General features: G+C 72.6%; 19 protein-coding genes and 1 tRNA gene. 10 read left to right on the forward strand and 10 right to left on the reverse strand.

Going from position 1 to position 18,800, the window contains the following annotated elements; translation table 11 throughout:
* The first annotated feature begins 38 nt into the window (after positions 1–38).
* Positions 39–959, forward strand: coding sequence for a siderophore-interacting protein (locus tag ACFWN7_RS14980; RefSeq protein ID WP_376939637.1), 921 nt, complete (start codon positions 39–41; stop codon positions 957–959).
* Here the strand turns inward: ACFWN7_RS14980 and ACFWN7_RS14985 are convergent.
* From ACFWN7_RS14985 to ACFWN7_RS14995, 3 genes are all read right to left on the reverse strand, one after another.
* Entirely contained in the window at positions 922–1,317 is a 396-nt protein-coding gene (locus tag ACFWN7_RS14985) for a Fe-S oxidoreductase (protein WP_376939656.1), read from the reverse strand. The genes ACFWN7_RS14980 and ACFWN7_RS14985 overlap by 38 nt on opposite strands.
* A gap of 8 nt (positions 1,318–1,325) precedes the next feature.
* Positions 1,326–2,768, reverse strand: coding sequence for a dihydrolipoyl dehydrogenase family protein (locus ACFWN7_RS14990; protein ID WP_376939638.1), 1,443 nt, complete (start codon positions 2,766–2,768; stop codon positions 1,326–1,328).
* Between the two features lie 79 nt (positions 2,769–2,847).
* A complete protein-coding gene (locus ACFWN7_RS14995) occupies positions 2,848–3,705 on the reverse strand; it encodes an arginase family protein (RefSeq protein ID WP_376939639.1) in 858 nt (285 codons plus the stop codon).
* A gap of 75 nt (positions 3,706–3,780) precedes the next feature.
* Between ACFWN7_RS14995 and ACFWN7_RS15000 the strand changes: the two genes are divergently transcribed.
* Together ACFWN7_RS15000 and ACFWN7_RS15005 are read left to right on the forward strand one after the other, a co-directional pair.
* Positions 3,781–4,041, forward strand: coding sequence for a hypothetical protein (locus ACFWN7_RS15000; RefSeq protein WP_376939640.1), 261 nt, complete (start codon positions 3,781–3,783; stop codon positions 4,039–4,041).
* Positions 4,028–4,411, forward strand: coding sequence for a type II toxin-antitoxin system VapC family toxin (locus ACFWN7_RS15005; protein ID WP_376939641.1), 384 nt, complete (start codon positions 4,028–4,030; stop codon positions 4,409–4,411). The genes ACFWN7_RS15000 and ACFWN7_RS15005 overlap by 14 nt, the downstream gene beginning before the upstream one ends.
* Before the next feature lie 99 nt (positions 4,412–4,510).
* On the opposite strand, the gene ACFWN7_RS15010 is transcribed toward ACFWN7_RS15005, so the two are convergent.
* From ACFWN7_RS15010 to ACFWN7_RS15040, 7 genes are all read right to left on the reverse strand, one after another.
* Positions 4,511–5,248: a PspA/IM30 family protein gene (locus ACFWN7_RS15010; RefSeq protein ID WP_376939642.1), complete on the reverse strand. Its 738-nt coding sequence runs from the start codon at positions 5,246–5,248 to the stop codon at positions 4,511–4,513.
* 98 nt (positions 5,249–5,346) lie between these two features.
* Positions 5,347–7,317, reverse strand: a complete 1,971-nt coding sequence (locus ACFWN7_RS15015; protein ID WP_376939643.1) for a TPM domain-containing protein — start codon at positions 7,315–7,317, stop codon at positions 5,347–5,349.
* A 101-nt stretch (positions 7,318–7,418) separates the two neighbouring features.
* A complete protein-coding gene (locus ACFWN7_RS15020) occupies positions 7,419–8,207 on the reverse strand; it encodes a hypothetical protein (protein WP_376939644.1) in 789 nt (262 codons plus the stop codon).
* Complete coding sequence (locus ACFWN7_RS15025) at positions 8,194–8,727, reverse strand: sigma-70 family RNA polymerase sigma factor (RefSeq protein WP_376939645.1); 534 nt, start codon at positions 8,725–8,727, stop codon at positions 8,194–8,196. Before ACFWN7_RS15025 ends, ACFWN7_RS15020 begins: the two co-directional genes overlap by 14 nt.
* 133 nt (positions 8,728–8,860) lie before the next feature.
* Positions 8,861–9,508, reverse strand: coding sequence for a DUF2461 domain-containing protein (locus ACFWN7_RS15030; protein ID WP_376939646.1), 648 nt, complete (start codon positions 9,506–9,508; stop codon positions 8,861–8,863).
* A 53-nt stretch (positions 9,509–9,561) separates the two neighbouring features.
* Positions 9,562–9,634, reverse strand: a tRNA-Arg gene (locus tag ACFWN7_RS15035).
* 58 nt (positions 9,635–9,692) lie between these two features.
* Entirely contained in the window at positions 9,693–10,313 is a 621-nt protein-coding gene (locus ACFWN7_RS15040; RefSeq protein ID WP_376939647.1) for an iron ABC transporter ATP-binding protein, read from the reverse strand.
* A 39-nt stretch (positions 10,314–10,352) separates the two neighbouring features.
* On the opposite strand from ACFWN7_RS15040, the gene ACFWN7_RS15045 reads away from it, so the two are divergent.
* The 7 genes from ACFWN7_RS15045 to ACFWN7_RS15075 all read left to right on the forward strand — a co-directional run.
* The gene (locus ACFWN7_RS15045) at positions 10,353–12,026 is read left to right on the forward strand and encodes an arginine--tRNA ligase (RefSeq protein WP_376939648.1); all 1,674 of its coding nucleotides are present in this window, start codon (positions 10,353–10,355) and stop codon (positions 12,024–12,026) included.
* A gap of 2 nt (positions 12,027–12,028) precedes the next feature.
* Positions 12,029–12,934, forward strand: a complete 906-nt coding sequence (locus ACFWN7_RS15050) for a DUF2993 domain-containing protein (RefSeq protein WP_376939649.1) — start codon at positions 12,029–12,031, stop codon at positions 12,932–12,934.
* 207 nt (positions 12,935–13,141) lie between these two features.
* Positions 13,142–14,581, forward strand: coding sequence for a diaminopimelate decarboxylase (gene lysA / locus ACFWN7_RS15055; RefSeq protein ID WP_376939650.1), 1,440 nt, complete (start codon positions 13,142–13,144; stop codon positions 14,579–14,581).
* On the forward strand, positions 14,578–15,888 hold the full coding sequence (locus tag ACFWN7_RS15060; RefSeq protein WP_376939651.1) for a homoserine dehydrogenase: 1,311 nt from the start codon (positions 14,578–14,580) through the stop codon (positions 15,886–15,888). Before lysA ends, ACFWN7_RS15060 begins: the two co-directional genes overlap by 4 nt.
* Positions 15,885–16,982, forward strand: coding sequence for a threonine synthase (gene thrC, locus ACFWN7_RS15065; protein ID WP_376939652.1), 1,098 nt, complete (start codon positions 15,885–15,887; stop codon positions 16,980–16,982). Before ACFWN7_RS15060 ends, thrC begins: the two co-directional genes overlap by 4 nt.
* The gene (gene thrB / locus ACFWN7_RS15070) at positions 16,979–17,941 is read left to right on the forward strand and encodes a homoserine kinase (RefSeq protein ID WP_376939653.1); all 963 of its coding nucleotides are present in this window, start codon (positions 16,979–16,981) and stop codon (positions 17,939–17,941) included. Before thrC ends, thrB begins: the two co-directional genes overlap by 4 nt.
* A 238-nt stretch (positions 17,942–18,179) precedes the next feature.
* The coding region (locus ACFWN7_RS15075) for a Rho termination factor N-terminal domain-containing protein (protein ID WP_376939654.1) at positions 18,180–18,800 on the forward strand (621 nt) is incomplete at its 3' end.

Here is an 18,800-nt window from a genome sequence, read left to right on the forward strand (position 1 = left end):
CCGCAGCAGTTCCCATTCTCAGACAGGAGAAACCTCGCATGGCCAAGCCCGGATACCGCGTCTTCGACACCACGGTCGGTGAGATCCGGCGGATGTCGCCGCACTTCGTGCGCGTGACGTTCCGCTCCGACGACCTCAGGGACGTCGGCTGGGACGGCCCCGACCAGCGCATCAAGGTCGTGCTGCCGCTGGCGACCACCGGATTCGGCGACGTGCCGACCGAAGCCGATTGGTACTCCGCCTGGCGGGCGCTGCCCGACGACCGGCGCAACCCGATCCGCACGTACACGATCCGCGATGCGCGTCCGGAGGCCGGCGAGCTCGACGTCGACTTCGTCGCGCACGGCGACGGCGGCCCAGCGTCCCGCTGGATCGCCGAGGCGAGACCCGGCGACCGCATGCTGATCGTGGCGCCCGATGCCACGAGCGACGAGGAGTCGGGGGGCTGGGAGTGGCGCCCCGGCACGGCCCGCACCCTGCTCATCGCGGGCGACGAGACCGCGGTGCCGGCGGCCTGTGCCATCCTCGAGCAGTTGCCCGCCGACGCGTGCGGCGCCGTCTTCCTCGAGGTGCCCGAGGCCGATGACGCGCTCGAACTCCGGGCGCCCGCCGGCGTGGACGTGCGCTGGCTTCCGCGTGGAGACACGAACACCGGCTACGGTGCTCGCCTCGTCGAAGCGGTCACCGCGTGGGCCGACGCGTGGGCGCCGGCCGTGCCGACGGAGGCTGCGGCCGTCGCCGATGCGCCGATCGCCGTGGGCGGGCTGCCGGCGCTCACCGACGAGGACCTCGTGTGGGAGGTGCCGGATGCCGCCGACGACGGCGGACTCTACGCGTGGCTCGCCGGCGAGGCATCCGCCATCACGACCCTGCGGCGCCACCTCGTCAGGGGGCTCGGCGTCGACCGCCGTCGGGTCGCCTTCATGGGGTACTGGAAGCTCGGCCGCGCCGAGGGGTAGGCAGGTACCCGCCCGCCTCGAGGCCCGCTTCGATCTCGAATCGGTTCTTCAACGCGTTCCGCCCGGCGAACAGGTAGAGCAGCGGGAAGAGCATGCCGTACCGGCGCCACTGCGCCTGGTGCACGAGTTCGTGTCCGAGCACGGCGTCGCCGGCATTCGTGTCGGTGAGGTAGCACCCGCCGACGCACGATCCGCCGCGTCCGAACGTCCACTTCGGCATGCCCGTGAACACCACGAGCCCCCGCCGCACCTCGATCCGGCCGGTGCTCCAGATGAATCCCCAGGTGAGGCCGACGAGGGTCGCCCACCGGTAGCCGGCGCGGCTGATCGCCGAGTCCGTCAGGCGGATCCGGAGCATCCGCTCGCTCACGCGGCCGCCTCGGGCCGGCCGAGGTCCTCGAGGAGTCGCAGCCACACCTCGCTCATGCTCGGGAAGGCGGGCACCGCGTGCCACAGCCGGTCGACCGGGACCTCGCCGACGATCGCGATCGTCGCGGCCTGGAGGAGCTCCGCGACATCCTGCCCCACGAAGGCAGCGCCGACGACCACGCCGCGGCCGGCGTCGATCACCAGCCGTGCGCGACCCTCATAGCCGTCGGCGAGGATGCCCGCGCCGGTCGCCGACTCCATCGGCACCTCGGCGATGCGCACGTCGAGTCCGGCCGCCTCGGCGGCCGCGGCGGTGAGTCCCACCGCGACGCACTCGGGTTCGGCGAAGACGACCTGCGGCACCGCCGAGTGATCGGCGGTCGCCACGTGCGCCCCCCAGGTGGACGTGTCGACCGGGCGGCCCAGCGCGCGCGCGACGATCACGTCGCCCGCGGCCCGGCCCTGGTACTTGCCCTGGTGGGTGAGGAGCGCACGGTGGTTCACGTCGCCGGTCGCATAGAGCCAGTCGCCCTCACCGTCGGCTCGCGTGACGAGCATCGTGTCGTCGACGTCGATCCACTCGCCCGGTTCGAGTCCCACGGTCTCGAGCCCGATCGCGCCGGTGCGCGGCCTCCGCCCCGTCGCGACGAGCACCTCGTCGGCGGTGACCGTCGAGTCGTCGTCGAGTGTGATCACCACCTCGCCCGACGCGTTGCGCTCGACCCGGGTCGGCTCCACACCAAGCCGCACGGATGCCCCGAGCCCGCGCAGCCCAGCCGCGACGGCCTCGCCGGCGAACGGCTCCATGCCGCCGAGCAGCACGCTTCGCGCGAGCACGGTGACCTCGGTGCCGAAGCCGGCGTACGCGGTCGCCATCTCGGTCGCGACGACGCCGCCGCCGACGATCGCGAGTCGCCCGGGCGGGTGCTTCACGCTCGTCGCGTCGCGGCTGGTCCACGGCTTCGCCTCCGCCAGGCCGGCGATGGGCGGCACGACCGGGTCGGAGCCGGTCGAGACGACGACGGCGTGCCGTGCGACGAGGGAGATCTCGGTGCCGTCGGGGCGTTCGACCACGACGCGCCTCGGCCCGTCGAGCCGGCCGTGGCCGCGCTCGAGCCCGATGCCGACGCTCTCGAGCCAGGCGACCGCGCCGTGGTCGTCCCAGTCGGAGACCCAGTAGTCGCGTCGACGCAGCACCGCCTCGACGTCGAGCGTGCCCGTGACCGCTTCGGCCGCACCGGGGACGCGCTGTGCCGCGCGGAGTGCCGCGGCGCTCCGCAGCAGCGTCTTCGACGGCACGCACGCCCAGTAGGAGCAGTCGCCGCCGACGAGCTCGTGCTCGACGAGCACGACGTCGAGTCCGCCCGCACGTATCCGGTCGGCGACGTTCTCGCCGACGGGACCGCCGCCCAGGACGACGACATCCACCTCGCGTTCCATGGGGCTCCCCTCCGATCCCGGCGGGCGCCGGGCGGCTCCACCCAAGCCTAGGCCGGTGCTCCGACCCCGACCGCGGAGGTCACGCGTCTCGGGCCGCGTCGCCGCCGGACGTGAGGGCGGCCACGAGTCTGAGGATCGTGGGGAGGTCGTCGGACGCGGCTTCGAGCGAGCCCGGAGCGAACCCGGCGATCGCCGCCCCCGCGAGCGGGAAGCGGGCAGCGACCGCGCGGAGCACTGCCGCGAGGGCGGCGGCGTCGATGCCGAACGGCAACGGATACGAGAGTCCGGCGAGCGCGGAGGGATCGAGCACGTCGAGGTCGATGTGCACGAAGACCTGGGCGGCACCGGTCTGCTCGAGCGCGGCGACGACGAGGGCCGGATCGGAGAGGTCTTCGACGGTGAGCACCGTCATGCCGTGTTCGTCGATGAAGCGCTGTTCCTCGTCGTCGGTCGCACGGATGCCGCCGAGCACGAGCCTCCCGGGCGCGATCCGCGTCTGGTCGTCGAGGGCGAGCCCCTCGGCGCCCTCGCCGGCGATCGCGCGCAGCGTCATGCCGCCGAATCCCCCCGACGGCGAGGACTCGGGCGTGTTGAGGTCGGGGTGCGCGTCGAGCCAGAGCACGGCGACGTCGCCGCCCGCGCGCCGTGACGCGTGGGCGACGGCGGCGAGCGACACGCTGCAGTCGCCGCCGATGGTGAGCGCCCAATCGGGAACCTTGCCCAGCGCCGTCTCGGCGAGCTCGCGCACACGGCGCAGCGCGCTGTACCGCCGGACGCCGGTGCCGAGCGACTCCCCGGCCTCGACCGGCACGTCGACGACGACGGTCGCCGAGGCCGGCAGGTCACCTCTGATCGCGGCGGCTCCGTCGGCGTGGCTCATGGCGCGTGCCGAGACGGAACCCTGCCACTGGGGAACGACGACGAAGGTGGCGGGCATGGTTCCCAGTATCGCGCTCAGCGCTGCCGCGGTCGAGCGAGGAGGAAGCGCCGAACGCCGGACGGTCGAAGCCGCATGCGCACGGCATGCTATTCTCATGCCATGGCGAACCTTCAGGTGAAGGACCTGCCCGATGCACTGCACGACGCGCTGCGCGTGCGGGCCCTGACCGAGCGCGTGTCGATCAGTCAGCTGGTCACCGGAATGATCGAGCGCGAGCTCCGGATCGCGGCGATGAACGACTGGCTGAGCGGCAACCGGCGCGATTCGCCGCGGCTCGATCTCGACAGCGCGGCGCTCGTCGCCGACGTGCGAGCATTCGATGCTCGTCATTGACGCGAGCGCCGTCGTCGAGTTGCTCGTCGGCGGCCGGCACGCCGATTGGGTGGCCGGCACCGTGCGCGACGAGGTGATCGTCGCGCCCGAGCTGATCGATGTCGAGATCGCATCGGCGCTCGCGCGACTGCAGCGAACCGGTCTGCTCGGCCCGGGCGCGGCCGACGCCGCGATCGCGAGATTCGAGACCCTGCCGATCGACCGCCTCGGTCACGCCGGACTGACCGCCGAGGCGTGGGCGCTACGCGACGCGGTGCGCATCGCAGACGCGTTCTACGTCGCCGCGGCGAACGCCTTGGACTGCCTGCTGATCACCACGGACGCCCGGCTGGGTCGGTCGGGCGTCGTTCGCGCGCTGCTCCCGGCCTGATTCGGCGGCGGGGCGAACCGTGCGCACTTCCGCGATGAGGACGACGGATGCCGCGGCCACACGTCGTGAGCCGCGGCATCCGTCACCGCGTGCCGGGCGTCAGCCCGAGATGGCGCCCTGCGAGGAGCCCCCGGCCTTCAGCGCGGCCAGGCGCGCGTCGACCTCGGTGAGCTCTCCGAGATCGTCGAGCTCGTTGAACTGCGCGTCGAGACTCGAGGCGGCGAGCTCGGCCCGCCCGCGGACGACGGCCTCCTCGCGCCGGATCTTGTCTTCGAAGCGGCCGATCTCGCTCGTCGGGTCGAGGATGTCGATGGACTTGACCGCATCCTGCACCTGCCTCTGCGCCTCGGCGGTCTTCGCCCGGGCGACCAGCTCGGAGCGCTTGTTCTGCAGCTGGACGAGCTTCTCCTTCATGCCGTTCAGGCCGCTCTTCAGCTTGTCGACGACCTCGGTCTGCGCGGCGATCTGCGGCTCGGCCGCCCTCGCCTCGTTCTCGGCCGAGATCTGGCGGCTGAGGGCGACCTTCGCGAGGTTGTCGAACTTGTCGCCGCCGGACGCGTCGCCCCCACTGCGGAGCTCGTCGCCCTTGCGGCTGGCCGCGGCGGCCTTCTCGCCCCACTCGCGAGCGGCTTCCTGGTCTTCGCGGTGGTCGTCCTCGAGCAGGCGCAGATTGCCGATGGTCTCCGCGATCGCGGCCTCGGCGTCGGCGATCGAGTTCGTGTAGTCGCGCACCATCTGGTCGAGCATCATCTGCGGATCCTCGGCCTGGTCGATGAGCGCATTGATGTTCGCCCTCACGAGCTGCGAGATGCGGCCGAAGATGGACTGCTTTGCCATGGTGTTCCCTTTCGTGGTGATCGGTGGATCGTCGTCAGGTCGTGGTCGTGGTCGTGGTCGTGGTCGCGGTGTGGTCGTCGCCGGGGTCGTGATCTCGTTCAGAATCGGCCGCCGCTCCCACGGCGGGAGCGCGTGCCGGATCCGCCGAAGCTGCCGGGAGACCGCCGCCCGCCGCCGCCGAAGCCGCCGCGCCCGCCGCCGAAGCCGCCGCCGCCGAAGTCGCCTCCGCCCCCGAGCACGGAGTTGATGAGGATGCCGCCGAGCACCGCGCCGAAGACGTCGCCGCCCGAGCCGCCGCCCGGCATCCCGCCGAAGCCGCCGACGTCCTGCTGGGCGAGCGACATGGCCGCACGGGCGAGCGACTCCGCGCGTTGCGCGGTCGCGAGGGCGGCCGCGGGATCGGATGTCGCGGCGCCCTCCGCCTCGACGAGCAGCCGGCCGGCCTCCGCGAGTCGCGTCCTCGCCTCGGCGCCGACGGCGCCTCGCCGCGCGACGAGGTAGTCCTCGGTCGCCTGAACCTGGGCGCGGGCTGCGGTGAGGCTGCGGCCGAGCTGCGCCTTCGCCCGGACGAGTTGTTCGGCCGCGTCGCGGGCGCCCGCGATCGCGGTGTCGATCTCGGCGTTCACCTGCTCGATCCGGGTCTGCACCGCGAGCGGGTCGCGCCCGGGTGCCCCGACCGTCCCGCGGAGCTGCGCGGCATTCGCTGCCACGCGGTCGGCGAGCGCCGCCGCATTCGCGTCGCCGAGGCCCCGCGCGGTCTGCACGTCGCGCTCGAGGTCGGCGACGCCGTCTGCGACCGCCTCGTCGGCGGCGCCGAGGTCGGCGGCGAGGCGCTCGATGGCGTCGGCGAGGAGCGTCGCCTGGTCGACGGCCTCCTCGGCCGCGAGGATCTCGACGGCGGCGTCGTTCGGGCGTCCCTCGGCGATCGCAGCGGATGCCTCCTCGAGCGACCGGCGCGCGAAGGTCATGCGTGCCTCGGCCTGCGCCGGGTTGTCGGCGACGGGTGCGATGGCGGATGCCGCGTACTGCGGCGTGAGGGCGGCGAGACGCTCGGCCGACGGGGCGATGTGCGCCCGTGCGGCATCCGCCTGCGCGCGCACGCGCTCGAGCTCGGCCGGGGCGTTCCGCTCGAGGTCCCGGAGCGCGTCGAACCTCTCGGCCTGCTCGTCGAGGAGCGCGTCGGCCTCGCCCGTGAGACGGATGATTCCGCCGTACCAGGCGCGTCGTTCCTCGTCGGTGTCGGGTTCCGCGTCGTCGAGCTGCTGCTGGAGCGTGAACGCCTCGCCGACCTTCGCCTTGGCGGCGTCGAGCGCGGCGCGGAAGTCGGCGGTCGCACCCTCGCCGTACGAGGCGACGGCGAAGCCGAGCTCCTGTTCGCTCGTCTTCATGGCGTCGTCGGCCGCCACGAGCGCGCCGCCGGCATCGCGACGGAGCTCGTCGATCGACGGCGGCGGGACGCCGTCCGGCGCACCCTCGCCGGCCTGCGTCCTCTTCTTGCGGCGGGCGAGCACGATCGCGATGATCGCGACCGCGACGGCCGCGATGACGAGGAACCACACCCAGCCCCAGCCCCAGCCGCCTCCTCCGCCGCCTGCTCCGCCGTCGAGGGCGTCGGCCGCGGCGATCGCAGCGCCCGCCCAGTCCTCGTCGCGAAGCTCGGGCTCGATCACCTCGAGGCCGATGCGGTCGATCTCCTCGGCCGAGAGGGAGGCGTCGGATGCCGCGGACAGGTAGAACGCGCGACCGGTGACGGCGACCGCGAGCAGGTAGTCCTCCGCGCCCAGGTTGTTGGCGATCGCGGTGTCGTTCGCCCAGGCGTCGGCCGCCTCGGGATTCGTGAACTCGTCGACGTAGGCGACGAAGAGCTGTCGCCCGCTCGAATCGGCCGTGCGATCGATGGCCGCCACCACCTCGTCGGTGCTCCCGTCGAGGGCCCCGACGGTGTCGACGATCGGCGTCGCGTCGAAGTCGACCGGGTCCTCAGCCCAGGCGGCGGTGGGTGCCGCGAGTGCGATCACCGCCCCCGCGATGATCGCCAGTGCCACTGACCTGTGACGAACGGATGCCATGCACCAGTGCCTTTCCCCGGCCGAGCGGACCATCCCGAGTCTATTGGGCAGGCGGATGCCGCGTCCACGGCGCGGGCGGCGGTCGTCCGGTGCGGCGGCGGTCAGCCGACGGTGATCGCGGCGAGCGGCGAGATCAGCGGGGTGATCGCGCCGTCGGGCGCGGTGAACGTGACGACGGCGCTCAGCCCGTACTCGCCGGCCCCCAGTCCGGGCGCCACGGTCGAGCGAGTGCCGTCCTCCTGGCCGGCCAGGTCGCAGGACCGGGTCTCGAACGACCCCTGCAGCGAGGCCGATTCGCCCGGCTCCAGGGCGATCGGCAGCGGCGCGAGGTCGAAGACCGGGCCGTGGTGCCACACCGTGACGCCGGACTCGGCGACCGTGAGCGGCGCGTCGATGCGGATCGTGCCGGTGACGACGTCGGTTCCGGCGTTCGTGATCGTGACCGTGACGGGGTTGGTCGTCGCCGGACGCACGGATGCCGCGGGCGCGTCGACCTTCGCGACAAGGGGGCTCGTCGCGGCATCCGTGGGCGGGGCGACCGGCGCACCGCAGCGGTTCACCTGGTCGGGCGCCATGAGCCGCTGATCCGCGGCATCCGCGGACGCACCGCCGTCGGTCGCCTCGGGCGAGACGTCGGCGGACTCGGCCGACTCGAACGCCGGCGCATCCGCCGTCGTCGGCCCGCCCATTCGCTGGAGCCCGAGCACGAGACCGCCGACCGCGAGCACGGCGGCGACGGCGCCGGTGGCGCCGAGCACGGCCGTACGGCGAGCACAGCGCCTGGCGCGGCTGCGCCGGAGCACCTCGTCGACGTCGATGGCGTTCGCGGTCGCGGCATCCGCTGCGCGCTTCAGGCTGTCGCCGAGCTGGTTCGGGTCAGGAGCCGACATGGCTGTCTCCGCTCCGCGCGGCGCGTGCGCCCGCAGGGTCGATCGAGGAGGAGAGGGCTCGCAGCCCATCGCTCAGGTATCGCTTCACCGCGCCCGAGCTGATGCCGAGCGTCTGCGCGACCCCGTCGACCGTGAGGTCGTCGTAGTAGCGCAGCACGATGCACGCGGCCTGCCTCGGCGAGAGCTCGCGAACCCGCTCGATGAGATCGAGCCGTTCGTCGCTCGCCGCAGCGGCCGACTCGACGAATGCCGGTGCGAGCGTCAGGTGCCGTACCCGACGCCAGGTGCCGTCACGCCGCGACCGGTCGATCACGGCGTTCAGGATGGCGCGTCGCACGTACGCCTCCGCGCGCGGCAGCGTGAGCGCCAACCGCGGCGTGCCGAACGTGCGCACGAGGGCGTCCTGCACGAGGTCGGCGGCATCGTCGACACTGCCGGTGAGCAGGTACGCGTAGCGGCTGAGCGCGTCGCCGCGCCGGGCCACGAGCGTCGTCGCCACCTCGTCCCACGCGCCGCCCACTCCGGCTCCTCTCCGGCGACGGGCGTTTCCCGCCGTCATCTCTTCAGACGAACCGGCGGCGCGTTTCGTTGTGCGGCGGCGACGAACGGGTGGAGGCGGGGCGCGGCATCCGCGGATCGTGTCGTTCTCGGCCTCACCGTCGCGCCGGGGCGGTCGAGGGTCCGACGTGCTCGTCGAGCCAGCGCGTGAGCGGGCGCGAGGTGCGCAGTGCGTCGGCGACGACCTGCTCCGCCTCCGCCGTGTGCAGCCACGGCGCGACCGGCCAGTCCTTCCAGGCGACGAGATCCTTGTCGCGCAGGAGTTCGGCGCGGGGGTGCTCGGAATCGAACCCGCGTGGCACGCGCTTCAGCTGCTCGTGAGCGGTGACGGCGACCCCGCCCGACTCGACCTCGGCGATCGCCGCGACGAGGGCGTCGCCGCTTCGCTCGGCGTCGACGGCGGCCCGGAACCTCGCGAGCTGGTCGGGGGCCATCACGTGGCATCCGGCGCCGATGCCGAGGCCGGTCGCCGAGAGCTGCACGTAGCCGCTGCCGCCGAGGGTCGCCCCGATCGCGGTCTTGTACGGCGTCTTGTCGGCGCTGAACCGGATGTCGCGGTACGGGCGGAAGACGTGCGGCTCGCCGAACTCCCCGGCGAGGTCTTCGAGGAGCGCCTGCATGGGCCCGAGCACGGACGCCTCGTAGACGGCCTTGTGCGCGGTCCAGTAGGCCTTCGAGTTGTCGGCCTCGAGGCCCCGGTAGAAGTCCAGGGCGGCCTCGGGCCAACCGGCGAACGTCGTCATCAGTGCCTCCAGACTCGAGGCCACGGCGACGACGGATCCGTCATCGCAGAACGTGCCCCCGGAGGGATTCGAACCCCCGACCTACGGTACCGGAAACCGGCGCTCTATCCCCTGAGCTACGGAGGCGCACAGCTAGAGAGACTACCACTCCGCGGCGCCCGGCTCGGACAACCGTGGGCAGCCGTCAGGCCGCCGGGAGGTTCCCGAGCACGGATGCCACAAGCTGCTGCGCGTCGCCGGGCTCGAACAGCGCGGGGGAGTCGACGACGATCCAGTACGGCCCGTGGAAGACCTGCGCCTCACCGCTTCCTCCCGCCTGGACGAAGTAGCCTTCGACGTCGGGCGGAGTGCCGTAGGTCGGCACCGGCTTGCTCGTCAGGGCGGCGTCGTTCCTGCGGGTCTCGCCGGCCTGCTCGGTCGGCGTCGCCACGGCGACCTCGATGACCTCGCCGCTCGTCTGGTTCAGGTAGCCGCACGCCGTGCCGGCGTCCTCTTCGACGAGCGCGACGACCGCAGCGGCAGTCGGCTCGTGGCCAGGGTCGACGCCGAAGTTCGGATTGAACGCGTACAACTGTTCGGCGGTGACGAGCGCGTCACACGAGATCTCGAACGGGATCGGCGGCTCGGCCGTCTCGGTCGGCGCGGGCGCGGCGGTCGGCGAGGCCGGTGCAGTCGTGGGGGCGGCGGCGGTCGCGGTGGGTTCGGGCGTGCCTCCGACGCATCCCGAGAGCAGGGCGACGGATGCCGCCGCGACGAGTACGAGGCCGGTAGGGCGGTTTCGGAGCAGGCGGGACGGGCGCGGCATGAGACGAACCCTATCAACCGTGCCGGGTAGGATTTGCGGGTGACTCCCGACGACCTCTCGCGTGCCCTGTTCGACCTCGTGATCGGGTTCGCCGAGCGACGCAGGGCCGCCGGCGAAGAAGAGGTCTCACTCGAGCTCTCGGCCGACCAGGTGACGCTCGAGCGCCCCAAGCTCCGCGAGCACGGCGACTGGGCGTCGAGCATCGCGATGCGCGTGGCGAAGGCGCTCCGTTCGAACCCGCGCGAGATCGCGGGCGAGCTCGCCGCCGGCCTCGCCGCGATCGACGGCGTCGCGAGCGCCGAGGTCGCCGGCCCCGGCTTCATCAACATCCGACTGGATGCCGCGGCCGCCGGCGCCCTCGCGAAGACGATCGTCGACGCAGGCGCCGGGTACGGCCGCAGCGATGCGCTCGCGGGCAGCGTCGTCAACCTCGAGTTCGTGTCGGCCAACCCCACCGGCCCGCTGCACATCGGCCACACCCGGTGGGCTGCGCTCGGCGACTCCATCGGCCGGGTGCTCCGCGCGGCGGGCGCCGAGGTCGCGAACGAGTACTACATCAACGACGCCGGCAGCCAGATGGACACCTTCGGGCTCTCCGTGCTCGCCGCGGCCAAGGGCGAGCCCACGCCCGAGGGCGGCTATCCCGGCTCCTACATCGCCGACCTCGCACGTCGTGTGCTCGAGCGCGAGCCGCACCTCCCCGAGCTGAGCGAGGACGTCGCGCTGCACACGGCCACCGAGATCGCCTACGAGCTGCAGCTCGCCGAGATCCGCGAGTCGCTCACGCGATTCAACGTGCACTTCGACGTGTGGACGAGCGAACGCCGCCTGCAGGTGAGGGGCGACGACGCGCTCTCCGACGTCGACACCGCCGTCGAGCGCCTTCGCGCGCAGGGGCACGTCTTCGACGAGGACGGCGCGGTGTGGGTGCGCACGACCGATTTCGGCGACGACAAGGACCGCGTCATCCGCCGCTCCAACGGCGCGTACACGTACTTCGCCGCGGATGCCGCGTACTACCTCGACAAGGGCGATCGCGGCTTCGTGCACAAGATCTACCTGCTCGGCGCCGACCACCACGGGTACGTGCACCGCCTGAAGGCGATCGCCGGGGCCGCCGGCGACGCGCTCGAGAACATCGAGGTGCTCATCGGCCAGCTCGTGAGCGTCAACGGCGCGAAGCTGTCGAAGCGGGCCGGCAACATCATCGAGCTCGACGACCTGCAGGCGTGGCTCGGCACCGACGCGCTGCGGTACACGCTCGCACGGTATCCGGCCGACTCGCCGCTCACGATCGACCCGGAGATCCTCCAGCGCCGCACGAACGACAATCCCGTCTTCTACGTGCAGTACGCCCATGCGCGCACGTGCGCGGTCGACCGCAACGCGGCATCCGTCGGCGTCGACCGTTCGACGTTCGCGCCCGACCTGCTGGAGCACGAGACCGAGTCGGCGCTCCTCGGTGCGCTGCAGGAGTTCCCGCGCATCGTCGCCCAGGCGGCCGAGCTGCGGGAGCCGCACCGCGTCGCACGCTACATCGAGGAACTCGCCGGCCTCTACCACCGCTGGTACGACAACTGCCGCGTGCTGCCGCTCGGCGACGAGCCGATCGGCGACCTGCATCGCACCCGGCTCTGGCTGAACGACGCGACCGGCCAGGTCATCCGCAACGGGCTCGACCTCGTCGGCGTCTCGGCGCCCGAACGGATGTAGCGGTGAACGGGCCGGGGGAGCGGAACGCGGGGCCGTCAGGGGCAGACGAGCCGGAGGAGAACCCGACGCTCGCGTACCCGACCGAGGTGCTGCAGCCGCTGCGCCCGCCGCCGGCGGCGCAGCCGGCCCAGCCCTCGCGGCCTGAGCCCGCTCAGGCTCCGGCACCGGAACGCAGGCATCGCGTGTGGCCGTGGCTGGTCGGCATCCCGCTCGTGCTCATCGGGGTCGTCGTGCTCGCCGTGTTCCTGCTCGACGGCGCGGTGCGTGGCATCGTCGAGGACAGCATCGAGCAGGATGTCGCCTCGCGCCTGCCCGACGCGGTGCAGGGCGAGGTGACGGCGACCGTCGAGGGCGGTCCGCTCGTCTTCCAGCTGCTCTCGGGGCGGGCGGAGCGCATCGAGCTCGATGCTCCGGTGCTCACCGTCGACGGCGTCCCGATCGCGGTGCACGTCGTCGCCCAGGGGGTGCCGTTCGACCGGAGCGCTCCCGTGCGCGAGCTCACCGGTTCGATCACGCTCGACGAGGAGGCACTCAATCGGTTCGTGACCCTGCCCGACGCGACCTCGTCGCTGCGGCTCGGCGAGGGTGAGTTCAGCTACGAGAGCGAGCTCGAGGTGTTCGGGTTCCCGGTGGGATACTCCGCGACCGCGCAGGCCGAAGCGCAGGGCGACACCGTGCTGCTCACCGCGACCGACGCCGAGGTGACGACCGGGCTCGGCCCCATCGATCTCGGCGGGCTCGTCGAGCAGGTCGTCGGCGAGCCGATCCCGGTGTGCGTCGCGCAGTGGCTGCCGGAGGGCGTCGGCGTGACGGGGATCACCGTGACGCCCGAGCACGTCACCGCCGAGCTCGCTGCCGACGACATCGTGCTGTCGGAACGGTCGCTCGGCACGACCGGCAGCTGCTGACGACCTCCTCGGGACTGCAGGTCTCCTCGGGACTGCAGATCTCCTCGGGATCGGGCCACCCGTCATCGATTCGGCCCGTGCCCCGCGCCCTCGGTAGACTCGCGGGCAGGCCGCCCCACAAGGGCGGCACGCATCAGGCTTCAGGAACCGATCCGGGTTCGCTCGCCGCGAGCGATCCATCGCCGTTCCGTCCCGTGAGGTTTTCCCGTGGCATCCACCGCAGCAGCACCCGGCTGGCTCCGCGTGCCCGACGACGCCAACGCCCTCGCACCCCAGGTCTGGCCCGAGCGTGCCCATCGCGACGCCGACGGCCGCCTCGTCGTCGGCGGCATCGCGACCACCGAGCTCGCCACGCGCTTCGGCACGCCGCTCTACGTGATCGACGAGTCCGACGCGAGGGCTCGCGCGGCGCGCATCCTGGCCGCATTCGAGGCGGCCGCGGCATCCGCCGGCACCGATGTGACCGTCTATTACGCGGGCAAGGCGTTCCTCTCGGGCGCGATCGTGCGCTGGGTGACCGAGGCGGGGCTCGCGGTCGACGTGTGCACCGGCGGTGAGCTCGCGGTCGCGCTCGCCGCGGGCGCCGACCCCGCCCGTATCGGATTCCACGGCAACAACAAGTCGCTCGCCGAGATCGAGCGCGCGGTCGCCGCCGGCGTCGGCGCGATCATCATCGACAGCGAGGTCGAGATCGAACGGGTCGCGGATGCCGCGGCTCGCGCCGGCCGGGTGCAGCGTGTGCGGCTCCGCGTGAACAGCGGCGTGCACGCGTCGACGCACGAGTTCCTCGCCACCGCGCACGAGGACCAGAAGTTCGGTGTCTCGCTCGAGCGCGCGGTGGAGATCGGCACCCGCATCCGCTCCCATCCCTCGCTCGACTTCCTCGGGCTGCACTGCCACATCGGCTCGCAGATCTTCGACTCGGCGGGCTTCGCCGAGTCAGCCGCGCGGCTGCTCGCCGCGCACGCCGAGCTCGCGAGCGTGAGCCCCGTCCCCGAACTCAACCTCGGCGGCGGCTTCGGCATCGCCTACACGTCCGCCGACGACCCGACGCCCATCGAGGAGATCGCGCTCGGCATCGCCGAGGCGGTCGCCGACGGATGCCGCGACCGCGGTGTGCCCGTGCCGAAGCTCGCCTTCGAGCCCGGGCGCGCGATCATCGGCCCTGCCGGCGTCACGCTCTACACCGTCGGAACGGTCAAGCCCGTGCCGATCGACGGCGGCTGGCGCCACTACGTGTCGGTCGACGGCGGGATGAGCGACAACGCGCGCACCGCGCTGTACGGCGCCGACTACACGGTGCGCCTCGCGTCGCGCGTCTCCGATGAGCCGCCCGCGCTCGTGCGCGTCGCCGGCAAGCACTGCGAGTCGGGCGACATCGTCGTCGACGCCGACTACCTGCCGCACGACATCGCGCCGGGCGACCTCGTCGCGGTGGCGGCCACGGGCGCCTACTGCTGGTCGCTCGCGAACAACTACAACCACGTGCCACGGCCACCCGTCGTCGCCGTTCGCGACGGCGTCGCGCGCGTCATCGTGCACGGCGAGACCGAGGCCGGCCTGCTCGCCCGCGACGCCGCGCTCGAGGCATCCGACGGCCCTGAGAACGCCGACCGAACCACGACCCCGGAAGGGCCACACGCATGATCGAGTACCGCACCATCCGCGTCGGACTCCTCGGCGCCGGATCCGTGGGCTCGCAGGTCGCGCGGCTGCTGCTCGAGCACTCGGAGGAGCTCACGCACCGCATCGGCGCGCGCATCGAGCTCGTCGGCATCGCGGTGCGCGACATCGAGGCTCGGCGCGACGCCGAGCTGCCGCACGAGCTCCTCACGACCGACGCCGATGCGCTCATCCTCGGCTCCGACATCGTCATCGAGCTGATGGGCGGCATCGAGCCGGCTCGCACCCTCGTGCTCTCCGCGATCGCGTCGGGTGCCGATGTCGTCACCGGCAACAAGGCGCTCCTCGCGAACCACGGACCCGAGCTCTTCGCCGCCGCCGAACAGGTCGGTGCCCAGCTCTCGTATGAGGCCGCCGTCGCCGGTGCGATCCCGATCATCCGGCCGCTCCGCGACAGCCTCGCCGGCGACCGCATCGAGCGCATCCTCGGCATCGTGAACGGCACGACGAACTTCATCCTCGACCGGATGGACACGACGGGCGCCTCCCTCGAAGACGCCCTCGCGACCGCGACCGAGCTCGGCTATGCCGAGGCCGACCCGACGGCCGACATCGGCGGCTACGACGCCGCCCAGAAGGCCGCCATCCTGGCGAGCCTCGCGTTCCACACGAGCGTGCCGGTCGACGCGGTGCACCGCGAGGGCATCACGGGCGTCACGGCCGACCAGGTCGAGTCCGCGAAGCGCGCCGGGTTCGTCGTGAAGCTCCTCGCGATCTGCGAGCGGCTCATCGACGACGAGACCGGCCAGGAGGGCGTCTCTGCGCGGGTCTACCCGGCACTCGTGCCGCGGAGTCATCCGCTCGCCGCCGTGCACGGCGCCAACAACGCCGTGTTCGTCGAGGCATCCGCTGCCGGCCCATTGATGTTCTACGGCGCCGGGGCCGGGGGAGTGCAGACCGCTTCCGCCGTGCTCGGCGATCTCGTGGCGATCGCCCGACGACACGTGATCGGGGGCCCGGGCACCGCCGAGTCGATCCACGCCTCATTGCCGGTGCTCGAGATCGGCCGCATCTCGACCCGCTATGCGATCACCCTCGAGGTGGCCGACGAACCCGGCGTGCTCGAGCAGATCGCCCACATCTTCGCGGAGCACGGCGTGTCGGTCGAGCAGCTGCAGCAGACCGTGGCCGAAGGCTCGGAGCGGGCTACGCTGGTCATCGGGACGCATGAGGCGAAGGAGTCCGCGCTCGCCGAGACCGTCGCCGCCCTCGCCGGGAGCCCTGTCGTCGCATCCGTCGCGTCCGTCCTCCGAGTCGAAGGAGCAGTGTGAACCACCCCACCCCCAAGGCCTCCTCGCGCCAGTGGCGCGGCGTCATCCGCGAGTATGCGGATCGTCTCGATGTGACGGATGCCACGCCCGTCGTCACCCTCGGCGAGGGCGGCACGCCGCTCCTGCCCGCGCCGGCGCTGTCGCGCCGCACGGGAGCCGACGTGTGGGTGAAGTTCGAGGGCATGAACCCCACGGGCTCCTTCAAGGACCGGGGCATGACCATGGCCGTCACGAAGGCCGTCGAGCGCGGCGCGGAGGTCGTGATCTGCGCTTCGACGGGCAACACGTCGGCCTCGGCCGCCGCCTATGCCACGCACGCGGGCATCAAAGCGGCCGTGCTGGTGCCCGAGGGCAAGATCGCGATGGGCAAGCTGAGCCAGGCGATCGCGCACAACGCCCACCTCCTGCAGGTGCAGGGCAATTTCGACGACTGCCTCGACATCGCCCGCGACCTCGCCGAGAACTACCCGGTGCACCTCGTCAACTCGGTGAACAACGACCGCATCGAAGGCCAGAAGACGGCCGCGTTCGAGGTCGTCGAGGTGCTCGGCGACGCCCCCGACTTCCACTTCATCCCGGTCGGCAACGCGGGCAACTACACGGCGTACACGCGCGGCTACCGCGAGGACATCGCGGCGGGCAACGCCACGCGGATGCCGCGCATGTTCGGGTTCCAGGCGTCGGGGTCCGCGCCCATCGTGCGCGGCGAGCCCGTGCGCGATCCCGACACGATCGCGAGCGCCATCCGCATCGGCAACCCCGCCTCTTGGGAGCTCGCGCTCCAGGCGCGCGACGAGACCGACGGGTACTTCGGTGCGATCGACGACGAGAAGATCCTCGACGCGCAGCGCATCCTCTCGGCCGAGGTCGGCATCTTCGTCGAGCCCGCATCGGCGATCTCGGTGGCGGGCCTCCTGGAGCGGTCGGCCGCCGGGGTCGTCCCGGCCGGCGCGCGCGTGGTGCTGACGGTGACGGGGCACGGGCTGAAGGACCCGCAGTGGGCCCTCCGCACGCCCGACGGCTCCGATGTGCAGCCGACCGTCGTGCCGGTCGACACCGCGCAGGTGGCGCAGGTGCTCGGGCTGGCCTCGTGACCGGCGCGACCGTCGCTCCCGACTCGGGCGTCGCGTCGCCCGTCGTCGGCCGCTCCGTGCACGTGAAGGTGCCGGCGACCTCGGCCAACCTCGGCCCCGGTTTCGACACGCTCGGCCTCGCGCTCGCCAGGTACGACGAGCTCGAGGTCGAGGCGACGGATGCCGCGGCCCACGACATCCAGGTGCACGGCGTGGGCGCGGGCACGGTGCCGCTCGACGAGTCGCACCTCGTCGTGCGCGCCATCGCGCACACGTTCGCCCGGGCGGGCGTGCCGATGCCGAAGCTCCGCCTCGTCGCCCGTAACGCGATCCCGCACGGGCGGGGCCTCGGCTCCTCGGGCGCGGCGATCGTGGCCGGCGTCATCGCGGCGAAGGGCCTGCTCGAGGGCATCGTGGAGTTCACGCCCGACGATCTGCTCGAGCTCGCGACCGAGCTCGAGGGACACCCCGACAACGTCGCCCCGGCCCTCTTCGGCGGCCTCACGATCGCGTGGGTGACGCCCGAGGGCCCCCGCCACAAGAAGCTCATCGTGCACCGGGGCGTCTCGCCGCTCGTGCTGGTGCCCGAGCACGAGATGTCGACGGCGCTCGCCCGTTCGCTCCAGCCCGAGTCGGTGCCGCACGAAGACGCGGTGTTCAACGTGTCGCGTTCGGCGCTGCTCATCGCCGCGCTCATCCAGAGCCCCGAGCTGCTGCTGCAGGCCACGGAGGACAAGCTCCACCAGCACTATCGCGCGCAGGCGATGCCCGAGACGGATCGGCTGATCCGGGCGCTGCGCGCCGCGGGGCATCCGGCTGTCGTCTCGGGCGCCGGGCCGTCGATCCTCGTGCTCGCGAGCGACCCCAGCGAACGCGCCGACGCGATCCGCCTCGTCGAAGAGCAGGCCGACACCGCCTGGCAGGCCCTTCCGCTCGCCGTCGACTTCAAGGGCGCGACCGTCGTCGAGACGGAGCACTGACCCTTCATCGGCGTTCCCGGCGCGTCGCGTGTCGGGACGAACGGCTCGGTGATGTTAGACTGACGATGCACCCGGCAGGCAACGCAATCGACCGCGTTCCCGTCGCATCGTGCAATTCCCGGCAATCCATTGCTTTCGCTCTCGCGCATGTCTGCGCCACCGCGCACCGACATCGCTCGTGCGCGACCAGCTCTCCTGGAATCGCAATTCTCGCGATCAGGGGAAAGGAACATACCCAGTGACCAACGCAACCGACCACGCCGACGTGAGCGTGGCGAACCGCACTCGACTCTCCGGCCTCAAGGTCGCCGAACTCCAGGAACTCGCCGCAGCCCTCGGCATCGTCGGCGCGTCGAAGCGCCGAAAGGGCGAGCTCGTCGACCTGATCTCCGCCCGCCAGGACGAAGGCGTCGCGACCGAGGGGCCGGCGGTGCCCGGCGCAGCCGAGGACGTCGCCGCCGAGCAGATCGAGCAGCCCGCAGAGCAGGTCGAGCGGCCCGCCCAACGGGTCGAGGCTCCGGATGCCGCGGCCCAGGCCGCTCCCGCAAGCGAGACCGCCCCCACGGGCGAGGCCGCCCCCGCAGGCGAGACCGCCCCCGCGGGCGAGGCCGCTCCCGCAGGCGAGCGCGCTCCCGGGGGCGAGCCCGCTCCCGCAGGCGAGGCCGCTCCCGCAGGCGAGGCCGCTCCCGCCGAGGGCCGGCGTGCCGGCCGACAGGGCCGCCAGCCGCGCCGGGCGACCAGCGGGTCCACCGCGGCGGCGCAGCACGTGAACAACGGTGGCGCAGGAGTCGAGCTCGTGCCCGCCGACGACGACGCACGCCAGGCGGCCCGAGCCGCCGTACGAGAGGAGCTCGCCGCG

This window comes from Agromyces sp. NPDC058484 (assembly GCF_042720415.1).
GTDB lineage: Bacteria > Actinomycetota > Actinomycetes > Actinomycetales > Microbacteriaceae > Agromyces.

Bases quoted from the DNA above. Each gene is read 5' to 3' on its own strand.
- ACFWN7_RS14995 (WP_376939639.1), bottom strand. From the start codon at position 3,705: ATGCCCGCCACCTTCGTCGTCGTTCCCCAGTGGCAGGGTTCCGTCTCG.
- ACFWN7_RS14985 (WP_376939656.1), bottom strand. From the start codon at position 1,317: ATGCTCCGGATCCGCCTGACGGACTCGGCGATCAGCCGCGCCGGCTAC.
- ACFWN7_RS14980 (WP_376939637.1), top strand. From the start codon at position 39: ATGGCCAAGCCCGGATACCGCGTCTTCGACACCACGGTCGGTGAGATC.
- ACFWN7_RS15000 (WP_376939640.1), top strand. From the start codon at position 3,781: ATGCGCACGGCATGCTATTCTCATGCCATGGCGAACCTTCAGGTGAAG.
- ACFWN7_RS15020 (WP_376939644.1), bottom strand. From the start codon at position 8,207: ATGTCGGCTCCTGACCCGAACCAGCTCGGCGACAGCCTGAAGCGCGCA.
- ACFWN7_RS15005 (WP_376939641.1), top strand. From the start codon at position 4,028: ATGCTCGTCATTGACGCGAGCGCCGTCGTCGAGTTGCTCGTCGGCGGC.
- ACFWN7_RS15060 (WP_376939651.1), top strand. From the start codon at position 14,578: ATGATCGAGTACCGCACCATCCGCGTCGGACTCCTCGGCGCCGGATCC.
- ACFWN7_RS14990 (WP_376939638.1), bottom strand. From the start codon at position 2,768: ATGGAACGCGAGGTGGATGTCGTCGTCCTGGGCGGCGGTCCCGTCGGC.
- ACFWN7_RS15030 (WP_376939646.1), bottom strand. From the start codon at position 9,508: ATGACGACGTTCGCCGGTTGGCCCGAGGCCGCCCTGGACTTCTACCGG.
- ACFWN7_RS15010 (WP_376939642.1), bottom strand. From the start codon at position 5,248: ATGGCAAAGCAGTCCATCTTCGGCCGCATCTCGCAGCTCGTGAGGGCG.
- ACFWN7_RS15040 (WP_376939647.1), bottom strand. From the start codon at position 10,313: ATGCCGCGCCCGTCCCGCCTGCTCCGAAACCGCCCTACCGGCCTCGTA.
- ACFWN7_RS15015 (WP_376939643.1), bottom strand. From the start codon at position 7,317: ATGGCATCCGTTCGTCACAGGTCAGTGGCACTGGCGATCATCGCGGGG.